General features: G+C 59.8%; 10 protein-coding genes and 3 pseudogenes. All 13 read left to right on the top strand.

The window, feature by feature from the left end; translation table 11 throughout:
- The first annotated feature begins 49 nt into the window (after window positions 1–49).
- Window positions 50–1,087, top strand: a complete 1,038-nt coding sequence (locus XH83_RS35505) for a branched-chain amino acid ABC transporter permease (RefSeq protein ID WP_128929744.1) — start codon at window positions 50–52, stop codon at window positions 1,085–1,087.
- Window positions 1,074–1,808, top strand: a complete 735-nt coding sequence (locus tag XH83_RS35510) for an ABC transporter ATP-binding protein (protein WP_128929743.1) — start codon at window positions 1,074–1,076, stop codon at window positions 1,806–1,808. The genes XH83_RS35505 and XH83_RS35510 overlap by 14 nt, the downstream gene beginning before the upstream one ends.
- On the top strand, window positions 1,801–2,502 hold the full coding sequence (locus XH83_RS35515; RefSeq protein WP_128929742.1) for an ABC transporter ATP-binding protein: 702 nt from the start codon (window positions 1,801–1,803) through the stop codon (window positions 2,500–2,502). Before XH83_RS35510 ends, XH83_RS35515 begins: the two co-directional genes overlap by 8 nt.
- A gap of 296 nt (window positions 2,503–2,798) precedes the next feature.
- Window positions 2,799–3,200: a transposase gene (locus XH83_RS35520; protein ID WP_128929741.1), complete on the top strand. Its 402-nt coding sequence runs from the start codon at window positions 2,799–2,801 to the stop codon at window positions 3,198–3,200.
- Window positions 3,197–3,370: pseudogene (tnpB, locus tag XH83_RS35525) on the top strand (IS66 family insertion sequence element accessory protein TnpB); the annotation flags it as partial. The gene XH83_RS35520 and the pseudogene tnpB (XH83_RS35525), both read left to right, overlap by 4 nt.
- Window positions 3,371–3,976: 606 nt before the next feature.
- Window positions 3,977–5,203 carry a group II intron reverse transcriptase/maturase gene (ltrA, locus tag XH83_RS35530; RefSeq protein ID WP_128929739.1) on the top strand — a complete coding sequence of 409 codons (1,227 nt, stop codon included), beginning with the start codon at window positions 3,977–3,979 and terminating at the stop codon, window positions 5,201–5,203.
- A gap of 33 nt (window positions 5,204–5,236) precedes the next feature.
- A complete protein-coding gene (gene tnpB / locus XH83_RS35535) occupies window positions 5,237–5,431 on the top strand; it encodes an IS66 family insertion sequence element accessory protein TnpB (protein ID WP_128929738.1) in 195 nt (64 codons plus the stop codon).
- Window positions 5,432–5,476: 45 nt separating this feature from the next.
- A pseudogene (locus tag XH83_RS35540) lies at window positions 5,477–6,286 on the top strand (IS66 family transposase zinc-finger binding domain-containing protein); the annotation flags it as partial.
- Between the two features lie 551 nt (window positions 6,287–6,837).
- Window positions 6,838–8,091 (top strand): group II intron reverse transcriptase/maturase, encoded by a 1,254-nt coding sequence (gene ltrA / locus XH83_RS35545; protein WP_128955096.1) that lies wholly within the window; start codon window positions 6,838–6,840, stop codon window positions 8,089–8,091.
- 79 nt (window positions 8,092–8,170) lie between these two features.
- Window positions 8,171–9,028 (top strand): annotated as a pseudogene (locus XH83_RS35550) (IS66 family transposase); the annotation flags it as partial.
- A 218-nt stretch (window positions 9,029–9,246) separates the two neighbouring features.
- A complete protein-coding gene (locus XH83_RS35555; RefSeq protein WP_232995598.1) occupies window positions 9,247–10,500 on the top strand; it encodes a Tm-1-like ATP-binding domain-containing protein in 1,254 nt (417 codons plus the stop codon).
- The gene (locus XH83_RS35560; protein WP_232995597.1) at window positions 10,430–11,317 is read left to right on the top strand and encodes a phosphoenolpyruvate hydrolase family protein; all 888 of its coding nucleotides are present in this window, start codon (window positions 10,430–10,432) and stop codon (window positions 11,315–11,317) included. Before XH83_RS35555 ends, XH83_RS35560 begins: the two co-directional genes overlap by 71 nt.
- Before the next feature lie 36 nt (window positions 11,318–11,353).
- Complete coding sequence (locus XH83_RS35565; RefSeq protein WP_128929737.1) at window positions 11,354–13,132, top strand: FAD-dependent oxidoreductase; 1,779 nt, start codon at window positions 11,354–11,356, stop codon at window positions 13,130–13,132.
- Window positions 13,133–13,210: the final 78 nt, after the last annotated feature.

Raw genomic sequence — 13,210 nt, forward strand, 5'->3', positions numbered from 1 at the left:
AGAGAGGCCATCGGTGCCCACGCTAGAAGTGAATTGTGCGACGGCTGACATGGCTGAAATCGCCTTTGCAGGACAGGTCAGTCGTGCACGACGTGTCCTGCTCATCATCGAAGGACTAGTGCTGATTGGAGCACTAGTCCTTCCGGTGATGCTTCACGACTATCTTACGGTGTTTGCCACTCGCGTTGTGATCCTGGCGCTCTTCGCTCTCTCGTTCGATCTGGTCTGGGGCTATGCCGGAATCATGAGCTTTGGGCAGGCCCTCTTCTTCGGCTCCGCAGGCTACGGCGTTGCGCTGCTTGCGCGCGACCTCGATATCACCTCAATCCTTTTGGTACTGCCGGCGGGCACGCTGATTGGCCTCGTATTCGCGCTGCTACTTGGTGGGTTCCTCCTACTCGGACGGCATCCGGCCAGCATGATCTTCGTTTCGCTCGGTACGCTCACCGGTGCCTATGCGGCGGATCGCCTCGCGCGTGGCTGGTACTATCTCGGCGGCCAGAACGGCATTCCCTCGATTCCGCCGATGACGCTCGGCTCCTACGAATTATCGGAAGGGTCGAACTTTTACTATCTGGCACTAGGGCTTCTTGTCATCGTCTACGTTGCATGCCGTTTCCTGGTGCGCTCGCAGTTCGGTCTTGCACTCGCAGGCCTCCGCGAGAACGAGCAACGCATTGCCTTTTTCGGCTACCGGACACAGCATCTAAAAGCCATAGTGTTCGCGATCGGTGGCGCCATCGCAGGCCTGAGCGGCAGCCTCTATGCCTTCCACGAGGGTTTTGTGTGGCCCAATATGATTGGCGTTGTCGTCTCCACGCAAGTCGTGCTCTACGTTCTGTTCGGCGGTTCCGGCACGCTGATCGGTGCGGTGATCGGTACGGCGATTGTCGAAGGTCTCTCCTTCTGGCTGTCGGACAATTACCGCGATATCTGGCCGATCATCCTGGGCGTGCTCCTGCTCCTGGTAATCCTTTTTCGGCCGCTTGGGCTTATCAGCCTGGTGTTGACGGAGCGCGAGCGGGTAGGCAGTTTCGCCGCCAAAGCGCAAGACAAGAAGAGGGCGCAGCATCATGCCGCTTCTTGAAGCTGCAGGCATTCGAAAGATCTTCGGCAAGCTCACGGCAGTCGACGGTGCGGCGCTCACCGTCCGCGAGAACGAGTTCCACGGGTTGATCGGGCCGAACGGCTCGGGGAAAAGCACGCTGATGAAGTGCATCGCGGGGGCGGAGGTACCGACGCAAGGCAAAGTCCGATTCATCAACACTGATATTACCACATTCACCCCCACCGAGCGCGCGCGCGCTGGCATGAGCCTGAAGTTCCAAATCACATCGGTTCTGCCATCCCTCACCCTCTACGACAACATCCTCCTTGCCCTGCAGGGGCACTGCTCTCTTTTTGATCTTGTGTTCTCGCGCAGCCGCAGACAGCTGCACGACCAGGTCATGATGATGCTCACCCAGTTTCGTCTTGCCGATCGTGCGTTCGATGCAGCAGCAGCGCTATCCCATGGCCAGCAGCAATGGCTGGAGATTGCGATGGCGCTCGCGGGAAAACCCCGGCTCCTGCTGCTGGACGAGCCTACCGGAGGCATGAGCCTGGAGGAGCGTCGCGTCACTGGCGAACTGTTGCGACCAATAAAGGAGCACTGCTCCCTCGTTATCGTCGAGCACGATCTCGATTTCATCCGCGACATTTGCGACCGCCTCACCGTCCTCGACCAGGGCCGTGTGCTGGCGACAGGAAGCGTCGCTGAGATCCAGGCTGACAAAAGTGTCCAGGAGATCTATTTGCGCCGTGCTTGAACAACGCTTTCTCGACATAAGACATCTCGACGCCGGTTATGGTCGCAGCCAGGTGCTGTTTGACCTGAGCCTCGACATTCCGTGGCGTGGTGGTACCGCCGTGCTTGGGCGCAACGGTGCAGGCAAGACCACGCTTATGAAAGCTATCGTTGGCGAGCTACCAAGCTGGAGAGGCGAGGTAGTCTTCGATGGCCACGATTTCAATCGGCTCCAGACCGAGCAACGCGTGCGCGCCGGCATCGGCTATGTGCCGCAAGAGCACTCAGTGTTCTCACGCCTTTCAGTGCGGGATAATCTTGCAATGGGCTCCCTCTTCAACACCGACGCTTCGGCGATCGATCGGGTCCTGGCGATCTTTCCCAAGCTCGGCCACCGCCTGGACCAGGCGGCTGGTACGCTTTCTGGTGGCGAGCGTAAGATGTTAGCGATCGGGCGCGCCCTCCTGGGGAACCCAAAGCTGCTGCTGCTGGATGAGCCGACCGAGGGCGTCTGGATCGGCGTCATCGAAGAGATTACCGAACGTCTCATTGAACTCGCCAAGGAAATCGCGGTCATCATCGTCGAACAGCACCTCGATCTCGCGTTGCGCGTGGCGAGCAAGGCCTATGTCCTTGATCGCGGCCGTATCGCACTACAAGGCGCTGCAGCCGATATCCGCACGAATCCGGAACTTCTGCGCTACCTCGCGCCTTAAGTGGCGCGTTCCAGATTGCTTTGACGGCCGACGCTAATCGTAGACCGGTTCGGCTGACTTCTCCCTAGATTTGAGCGGCTGTTTGGAAAACTCCAGCAGCGGAGTTTGCTGACTTGACCTCAGCAACTTGACGCGCCCGCTACGGGCTCACAGGCGCGCTGGGCCCCATTCTGCGTTCGAAGCGAGCCGACATTCTCGTCCACTTGAAAGTACGCCTCCGACGAGGACCGTCTTGCGTGACGGGTGGTAATTCGCGAAGCGTGTGACCTTAAGTCTAGCTTTAAGGTCATCAGGCGATGCGGGTCGAAGTTTTGGGCGGGCTTGAGCGGCGGCGGCGTTGGTCGCAGGACGACAAGGCACGGATTGTCGAGGAGACGCTAGTACCGGGCGCGAAGGTAACTGAAGTCGCGCGGCGCAACGGAGTAGCGGCCAGCCTGGTGTTTACCTGGCGTCGACAAGCACGGACATCGGAACAAGTTGCACCATCTTTTACGCCGGTGCAGATCGCCGCCGTAGCGGCCTCGGCTGAAGAAACTGCGAAGCTTTTGCCTACGGTTGATGGCCGAGTTCGCTCGGCGGCAGCCGCACGTACTGGATTGATAGAGATCGATCTCGGCAACCGACGGTGCATCCGGGTGGATGCGCACGTCGATCCGGAGGCGCTGGCGCGGGTCCTCGATGTGCTTGGACGCCGATGATTGCTGTACCAGGGAATGTGCGAGTGTGGCTGGCGACAGGCTACACGGATATGCGCAGAGGCTTCCTGTCGCTGGCCCTCCAAGTTCAGGAGGTGCTGCGCAAAGAACCGCTCAGCGGTCATTTGTTCGTCTTCCGCGGTCGCCGCAGCGATCTTGTGAAGGTGATCTGGCACGGTGTGCTGCAGAGCATGAAGGAGGTGAATAACCGAATTTGATGCGTACAGCTTTATGAGAGATGGAGGACGGCCCTCCTGCATCGGCGTTCCAGGCGCAGGTGCAAAACCACGACACTGTGGCTTCGTTTAAAAGGCGCGGTCATCAGCAAGTGTTGCAAAAGTCCCGGGTTTACGGGGCAGGTAAGTATCCAGAAGGCGAGCGAAAGCAAATCTTCCGATGACGCGTCGAAAATTACTAAGGCGTCGCCAAAATCAGGGGCGCGTGCCATCCCTGAGATCAATCCGTGAGACGCCTGGATTACTGCGCGGATGGCGACCGGCGTTTAGGGGACGCGATCTGGATACAGGCTCTTGTAGAGAACTGCAGGAACCAGTCGTTGTGATGCCAAGGGAGAAGTTCAAGCGGCACACACCGCGAGACGAGAGTACCGAAGCACAACACTGGGGCGGATCGGCTCGTAGTAGTGATGAAGGTGCTGTAATGGAACTGGAGCGAAGGGGCCGAAACAAGTGGGTTGCGCCCATATGCAACTGTGATGAGCAGGAGGACATGTGAGTGTAACCGGACGTAAGCAGTACGATATCGACAAGCAGACAGTGATGAAGGCCTACAAACTGGTCAAAGCCAATGCGGGCGCGGCCGGCGTGGATAAGGTATCGCTCGAAGCTTTTGAGAAGGACTTCAAGGGCAACCTTTACAAGGTCTGGAATCGAATGTCTTCTGGCAGCTACTTTCCACCTGCCGTTCGGGCTGTCCCCATTCCCAAGAAGAACGGCGGACAACGCATTCTAGGCGTGCCGACAGTAGCAGATCGCGTGGCGCAGACGGTCGTCAAGCTTCAGATTGAACAAGTACTCGAGAAAATCTTCCTTCCCGATTCCTACGGCTACCGGCCCGGAAAAGCCGCGCTGGACGCCGTCGGCATCACCCGGCAACGGTGCTGGAAGATGGACTGGGTGCTGGAGTTCGACATCAAAGGCCTGTTCGACAATATCAGCCACCAGTTGCTTATGAAAGCCGTCAGGAAGCATGTGCAAGACGAATGGGCTCTGCTCTACATCGAACGCTGGCTAACAGCGCCGATGCAAGGCAAAGACGGAGCGATCACCGCTCGCGACCGGGGTACACCCCAAGGCGGCGTGATCAGTCCCGTCCTTGCCAATTTGTTCTTGCATTATGCGTTCGATATATGGATGGCGCGAAACTTCCCGCAGTCACCGTGGTGTCGATACGCGGACGACGGGCTCGTACATTGCCGAACCAAGGCTGAAGCGGAAGCCATCAAGGCGGCGCTGCAGGCGAGGTTCAGGGAATGCGAACTCGAAATGCATCCCGACAAGACCAAGATCGTCTACTGCAAAGATAGCAATCGCCCGGGTAGCCATGCCAGTCAGTCATTTGACTTTCTGGGATTTACCTTTCGACCGCGCAGGGCAAGAAACCATCAGAAGAAAGAAAACTTCTGTACGTTCTCGCCAGCGGTCAGCAGGGCGGCAATGAAGTCTATGCGGATGACGATCCGGCAGCTCCGGCTCAGGCTTCGCTCGCAGACGGAAATCGACGCAATCGCCTTGGAACTGAACCCCGTCCTTCGTGGATGGATGCAGTACTACGGCAGATATGGGCGGTCAGAAATGCATAACCTGTATCGATACGTCGACGAATCTCTAAACCGCTGGGCGCGACGCAAATACAAAGGGCTGAAGAATGGAAAAGTCAGGGCCTCCACCAGGCTCAGGCTGATCCGCTGCCGTAGGCCGAAGCTGTTCGCTCATTGGACGATGTTAGGTTCTGCTTCGTTACTTGTTGAGAGCCGTATGACGTGAGAGCGTCACGTACGGTTCGGAGAGCGGCTCCGGGTGCAACTCCCGGGGCCGACTCACCATGGCCAGGGAGCATGCCTGTTCACTAAGAGACTTGAGAGAGGAAGGTTCGTCTGGCCATCGGTTGCGGGCGAAGCGGTGACGATCTCATCGGCTCAGATGAGCTACCTGTTGTCCGGAATCGATTGGCGCAACCCTCAAGAAACTCATCGTCCGACGCGTGTCGGATAGCCGTTTTTGGTTTGAATCTGCGGCTTGATCTGATTCAATGGCTTCATGACATCGAAGCCGGACGATCTTCCGTCGGATCTCGCGAGCGCCTACCTTGCGCTGCTGGCCGAGCGCGAGGCGTTGCAGGCTGAACGCGATGTGGCAGTCGCGGATGCCGCCAACGCGCGGGCGGAGCTGTCGGACAGCGAGGTGCTGATCGCTCATCTTGAGCTACGGATCGAGAAGCTCAAACGCGAACTGCACGGGCTGCGCTCCGAGCGCACGGCGCGGCTACTCGAGCAGTTGGAATTGGAGCTCGAAGAACTCGCCACCACGGCGACCGAGAATGAGCTGGCTGCGCAGGCTGCCGCCGCAAAAACCCAGAGCGTAAGCGCCTTCACGCGTAAGCGGCCGGTGCGCAAGCCGTGGCCGGACGACATCGAACGTGAGCGCGTCGTTATCGAGGCTCCAACGACCTGCGCCTGCTGCGGTGGATCGCGCCTTGCGAAGCTAGGCGAGGATGTGACCAAGACGCTGGAGGAGATTCCGCGTCGCTTTAAGGTCATCGAGACGGTACGCGAGAAGTTCACCTGCCGTGATTGCGAGAAGATAAGCCAGCCGCCGGCACCGTTCCATGCCACGCCGCGCGGCTTCATCGGTCCGCAATTGCTGGCGACAATGCTGTTCGACAAGTTCGGCATGCATATCCCGCTCAATCGCCAGAGCGTGCGCTTCAAGGCTGAGCGGATCGACCTGCCGCTGTCGACGCTGGCCGACCAGGTCGGCCACGGAACCTTCGCCGTCATGCCGTTGTTCCAGCTGATTGAGCGCCATGTCCTCGCCGCCGAGCGGCTGCACGGCGATGACAGTGTTCTGCAGAAGCACACAGAAAGGATGATCAAAATGATCTGAAAATCTGTGCGCGCAAGCTGTGGCAGCGATGAGGGTAGGCCCCTCGGGATCGACTTTCAGGAGTAGGTCTCAAATCACTTCAAGCGGCTTCGCTTAAGAGGCGCGGTCGTGAGCGTTGAAGCTAACGGTCGGGGGAGACCCGAACGGATACGCGTCCGAGAGACGAATGAAAATGAACCCGCCGATGAACCGTCGTAACGTGGAAATCGTCGTCAAAACCAGAGGTGTGTCGTCCCTCTGGGATGAGCCCGCCGGGAGCCTGATGACCGGGCGGGCGGCGACCGGCGTTGAGGGGGCGTGAATCGGATGCAGGCGCTGCCGCGGAACTGCAGGAACCAGTCGCTCCGATGGAAAGGGAGAAGCACAAGCGGAGAAGACCGCGAGGCGAGATTACCGACGCGGAGCACTGGGACGGACCGATCCGTATTAGCGACGAAGGCTCGTAATGGGGCCGGAGCGAAGGGATCGGATCAGGTGGGCTGGCCATCGTCGCAACTGGCAACAGGAGGACGTCGATGAACCAGCCGAGCAAGCCGTTCAACATCGACAAGAGAGAGGTGTACGAAGCATATCTGCAGGTGCGATCCAATGGTGGCGCAGCCGGTGTCGACGGAGTGACGATTGAGCAGTTCGAGTCCGACTTGAAGGGAAATCTCTACAAGATTTGGAATCGAATGAGTTCAGGCGCTTACTTCCCGCCGCCTGTTCGGGCTGTCTCCATTCCAAAGAAGAGTGGAGGCCAGAGGATCCTCGGGGTGCCCACCGTGGCGGACCGCGTGGCACAGACAGTTGTTAAACAACTGATTGAGCCGGCTCTTGACGCAATCTTTCTGGCGGATTCCTATGGCTACAGACCCGGAAAATCGGCTCTCGATGCCGTAGGCGTCACGCGACAGCGGTGCTGGAAGTATGATTGGTTTCTAGAGTTCGACATCAAAGGATTGTTCGACAATATCGACCACGAGTTGTTGCTACGGGCCGTCCGGAAACATGTGACGTGCGCATGGGCGCTGCTCTACATCGAACGATGGCTGACAGCGCCGATGGTGCAAGAGGATGGAACGATAATCGAGCGAAGCCGCGGCACCCCACAAGGGGGCGTGGTGAGCCCGATCCTCGCCAACCTCTTCATGCACTATGCATTTGATCTCTGGATGGCGCGGACGTTCCCCGATCTCAGGTGGTGTCGGTATGCGGATGACGGGTTGGTACATTATCGGAATGAGATGGAGGCGCAAAGCGTTCGCGAAGCGCTCCAGGCTCGGCTGGCGGAGTGCCATCTGGAATTGCATCCTACGAAGACGAGGATCGTCTACTGCAAGGATGATCGACGCCGAGGTAAAAGCGAGACGGTCATGTTTGACTTTCTCGGTTATTGCTTCCGGCCACGATCGGTCCTGGGGCCGCATTCGCAGAAGATGTTCTGTGGGTTCACCCCGGCGGTCAGCAAACCAGCGCTGAACGCCATGCGGGCGAAGGTCCGAGGCTTGAAACTTCGCAGGCGAGCCGAGGTGACGCTGGACGATATTGCTCGCGAGCTAAACCCGATGGTTAGGGGGTGGATCGCTTATTATGGGCAATACACCCGCTCAGCGCTTTATCCGCTGGCGCGCTACATCAACCAGACGTTAGGTATTTGGTTGAAGCGAAAGTACAAGCGCTTCCATCACCGTTTAGGACGCGCGCGTCTCTTCCTGGAGAAGATCGCGCGTGAGAACCGCAGGCTCTTTGTGCATTGGCAACTCGGCGATGGCGGCAAGATTGCCTGATGGGAGCCGGGTGAGGCGAGAGTCTCACGCCCGGTTCTGCGAGAGGCTGGAGGTGAAATCCCTCCGGCCTACTCACCCCACCATCCGGATCCTGGCGAAGGGCAAATGCACGACCGGCCGGATCTGGACGTATGTGCGGGATGACCGGCCGTTCGCCGGGCCTGCGCCGCCGGCGGCGGTCTATTATGCCTCGGGCAACCGACGGGGCGAACATCCTCAGAGGCATCTGGCCGCCTTCGCCGGCATTCTGCAGGCGGATTGCTATGGCGGCTTCGAGCCGTTGTTCGATCCAAAAAGGAAAGCAATGCCGATCACGCCGGCATTTTGCCTGGCCCATGCGCGGCGGGGATTCTTCGAGCTGGCTGACATCGAGAAAGCCGCCCGGGAAGGCAAGGGCAAACCGGTCTCCCCGATCGCGCTGGAGGCGGTCAGGCGTCTTGACGCCCTGTTCGAGATCGAGCGCGCCATCAACGGCCGTGGTGCCGACGAGCGGCGTGCTGTGCGCCAGGAGCGGAGCAAGCCGCTGCTCGACGACATGCACGCCTGGCTGCTCCGCGAGCGAGAAAGCCTCTCCCGCTCCGCCGAGGTCCTGAAGCCCATGAACTACATGCTCAAGCGCTGGGACGACTTCGTCCGCTTCCTCGACGATGGCAGGATCTGCTTGACCAACAATTGCGCTGAGCGTGCATTGAGAGGCATTGCCTTGGGAAGGCGCAACTGGACCTTCGCTGGCAGCCAACGTGGCGCCGACCGTGCCGCTATCATGCTGACGATGATCACGACCTGTCGCCTCAACGACGTCGATCCCAAGGCTTGGCTCGCCGACGTCCTCGCCCGGATCGCCGATCTTCCCACCTCGCGTCTGCGCGAACTGCTGCCCTGGGAATGGAAGCTCCTGCACCAAGCCGGCAAGTCCGCCGATCAGCAAGCCGCCTGACCTTCACGCAACGCCATCGTAGAACTCGCCGTGCTCGCGCGCATGCGTCAATCAGGCGGCCTTCGTCGTATGCGTACACTTGAAAAGCCCGCGCGCACGTAGCTCGAACTTCGGGAGGAGGCTACCCAATCTTACCCACTTAGACGCTTTGCGGTCTTATACGCCGATCCCGCTCGGTCTAGACCTCGCGTTGGTCAGAATGATCTAGGAGAAAAATCGTGTCTCACCATTGCACGGACGGCCAGGGGGCGGTCCGGGATGGTAGCCTGTCCGAGCTTTCGAACGCAGTCGCGATTGTGGCTACGCTCGATACCAAGGGCCGCGAAGTCTCCTACTTGGCCGATATCATCTGTAAGTGTGGCCGCAAGACCGTCCTGATTGACGTCGGCACCTCGAAGATTGCGCCCCGGACGAATCAAGCAGGCGGTCATAGCGTTCGCGTCGCCTCGCCCGCCGAGCTCTTGAAAGAAATCGCCGCAACAACACGCGGGAAAGTTCGCGATCTGCTGGCATCAGGGGCCATCGGCGCGATCGTCGGGGTCGCCGGTGGGAAGGGGAGTGCGGTGTTCGGCGAAGTCGTATCTGATTTGCCTTATGGCTTTCCCAAGCTGCTCGTGAGCAGCGCAAGGCCAGCACTTCTCGCCGAATTGGCGGTCCACAACGACATCATGCTCTATCCGACATTGGTCGATCTCTTCGGGATCAATGCGTTTACCGAGCGGGTCTTGCAGAATGCAGGACAGGCCATCGCCGCCATGCGCTATGCGCCCGCCAAAGCTGCGCGAAAGACGAAGATCGTTGCGATCACGGCCTTCGGAGTGACGACGCCGGCGGCAACTCAGTGCGTTGGGCGCCTCGGCAAGGCCGGGGTCGACGCGATCGTCTTTCCTGCAAACGGGGCGGGCGGCCGCAAGATGGAGCAGCTGATCGCGGCCGGCGAATTCGATGCTGTGATTGATCTGACCACAACCGAACTCGCCGACGAAATCGTGGGTGGCACCGCGAGCGCCGGGCCGGATCGGCTCAAGGGAGCGGCAGAGCAATCAATACCGCATGTTATCGCGCCTGGCGCGGTGGACATGGTCAATTTTGGTGCGCCATCCAGCGTTCCTGATCAATTTCGCGGCCGGCTATTCTACTCCCATACACCGTACACGACGCTGATGCGCACAACCCTCGCCGAGAATACGAGCATCGGCCGGCTTACGGCCCAGCGGCTGTCGTTGGCAGAAGGGCCTGTCATGGTCCTTTGGCCGGCAAAAGGCGTCTCCGACTATGACCGCGACGGCGGCATCTTTCGAGATCCTGATGCGGACCGCGCGTGGCTCGATGCGCTTAAGGACAATCTGCCGCCCAAGGTTACGGTCCGCGAATTGAACTGTCACATCAACGATCCCGAATTTGCGGAGGCGGCTGCGAGATGGATCCTCAAGCAATTGGGCAAGAAGGCTGATGGCGATGCGAATGTTTGAGCGAACCGAAATCCTGGCCAAGATCGCAAACCAGGTGGCGGAGCGAAAAGCCATTCTTGCCGCGGGCAGCAGCTGTGGTCTGGTTGCGAAATGTGCAGTGCTCGGGGGCGCGGACATGCTGGTCGTCTACAGCACCGGGCTGTCGCGCCTAATGGGACTTCCGACCAGCCGGATCGGCGATTCCAATGCGCGCACGCTCGAACTTGCCTCGGAAGTCCGCAACGTCGTTTCTTCGGTGCCCGTGATCGGCGGCATTGAGGCATGGGATCCCCTCCGGCTCGATCTTGATGCCCTGCTCGACAAATTCTGGTCGGCCGGTTTCTCCGGCGTAATCAACTATCCGACCATCTCCACGATGGGCGACAAATGGCGCTATCGCCGCGGGCGCGTCGGACTAGGCTTCGAACGCGAAGTCGAGATGATCGCGGCTGCGCGCAAGAAGGACATCTTCTCGCTTGCCTATGTCGCGAGCCCTGACGACGCCAAAGCGATGGCGGGCGCAGGTGCGGACTGCATCGTCCCTCACGTAGGAGCCACCCGAGGCGGGCTCGTCGGCCATGAGGAAGGACAGCCCATCCAAGAGGCGATCAGGCGCATCAACGACATCAGCGACGCCGCAAGGAGCGTGCGCTCCGATGTGATCCTGCTTTGCCATGGCGGTGCAATCGCGGAGCCGGAGGATACGATCGTGGTGTACCGATCAACGCAATGCGTGGGTTTCGTTGGCGCCTCGTCCATCGAAAGAATCCCGATCGAACGGGCAGTGAAGGCGGCGGCTGAGGAGTTCAAAGCCGTCCCGCTTCCGCGGCATCACTGACGTCAGCTCCAAGAGAACACTCGCAGCGAGGCTCGAATGAATAACCCGATGGGCCAATCAGGCAAGGGAAAGACCGTCGCACTCGCCCGAGAGGGGAGGCCGGAGCACAATTGGGCAACCGACGTTCTCGTGGTCGGTAGTGGTGCGGCCGGGCTTTCGGCTGCGCTCTATGCAGCAAAGGCAGGACTGCGCGTCACTGTCTGCGAAAAGTCGGCGCGGCTTGGCGGCACGACAGCTCTCTCCAATGGAATGATCTGGGTTCCTTGCTCGAACCAAGCGCGCTCGGCGAAGATCGACGACTCGCTTGCGAAGTCGAAGACCTACCTGCAACATGAACTTGGCACATATTACCGGTCAGGCTTTGTTGATGCCTATCTCGAGGACGGCCCGGCTGCGCTCGCCGCCCTTGAGAACGGGACTGAAGTCAAGTTCACGCTGGCCTCGGCCCCCGACTACCATTCAAGCCAGGTCGGCGGAGTCGATAAGGGCCGGGCACTGAGCCCCGCGCCTTATGACGGACGGCTTCTTGGCAGCGACTTCGATCTGATAGGCAATCCCATCCGCGTTGTGCTCGGCGGAATGATGATCTCATCGAGCGAGGTGAGAAGCTTCCTCAATCCGTTTCAATCCTTTGCCTCGCTCAGGCACGTCTTGCGCCGCGTCAGCCGCTACGCGCGTGACCGGCTTGGCCACAGGCGCGGCACCGAGCTCAGCGGAGGCAACGCCCTGATCGCGCGCTTGCTTGTGAGCCTGCGCAAGTACGGCGTCGAGATATGGCCGGAATCCCCGCTCGTAGAGTTGATCAAGGAAGAAGGCCGCGTCACCGGCGCGGTCGTTAAGTCGGCCGATTCCGAGATTCGCGTGCGCGCTTCCCATGGGGTGATCCTCGCAACGGGCGGGTTTGCGCGTAACGCGCAATTGAGAGCCGAGCTCAGTGGCCCCCACCAGCACGACGACACGCTCGCCCATCCCGATGCGACAGGCGACGGCATCTCTCTTGCGACAAGGCTCGGAGCGGCAATCGACAACAATGTTGCCTCTGCCGGCTTCTGGACGCCCGTATCGATTCTGAAGAGCGGCAGTTCCTCGCAAGTCGTTCCCTACGGCTGGCTCGACCGCGGCCGTCCCGGCGTCATTGCCGTGGGGCCAGATGGAAAGCGTTTTGTCAACGAATCCAATTCCTATCACGACATCTGCTTGGCGATGTTCAACGGTGGGTATCCGGCAGACAAGCGGTTCTATTTCATCTGCGACCACGACTTCGTACGGCTGAGAGGGATGGGGCATTTGCTGCCATGGCCATGGACCTTGAGCATCGGGAAATATGCGCGCCTTGGCTACATCAAGGTCGCCCGGACGATTCCAGAGCTTGCGAAGCAGCTGGGATTGGAGTCCGCCGCGCTTCAAAAGACTGTCGAAGAACACAACGCGCATGCGTCTGAGGGGCGCGATCCGCTGTTCAATCGCGGTGAATCGGCTTTCAATCGCACGCTCGGCGATTCGGCCGTGGGCAAGAAGAACCCAAACCTTGGGCCAATCAAAACCGGCCCGTTCGTCGCACTCCCAATCGTTCCGGCAACGCTCGGCACTGCAACCGGATTGGCAACCGACACTTGCGGGCAGGTATTGGACGGTCAGGAAAGGCCAATTCCAGGACTCTATGCTTGCGGCAATGACATGACCTCCCCGATGCGTGGGATCTATCCCGGAGCAGGCATCACCATTGGGCCAGCCATTGTGTTCGCGTACCGGGCCGTCAACAGTATCGTTTCCTCGACGCAGCAAGAGAAAGCTGCTGCCGCTTCGGGAGCGTGATGTCGACTTGGGAATGGCGCGGGCGAGGCGCGTGATAAACCCGGTATTGGCAACAGCTATGAGCGCCGATCCCTAACG

Origin of the sequence: Bradyrhizobium sp. CCBAU 53351 (assembly GCF_015291745.1) — a bacterium.
Classification (GTDB): Bacteria; Pseudomonadota; Alphaproteobacteria; order Rhizobiales; family Xanthobacteraceae; genus Bradyrhizobium.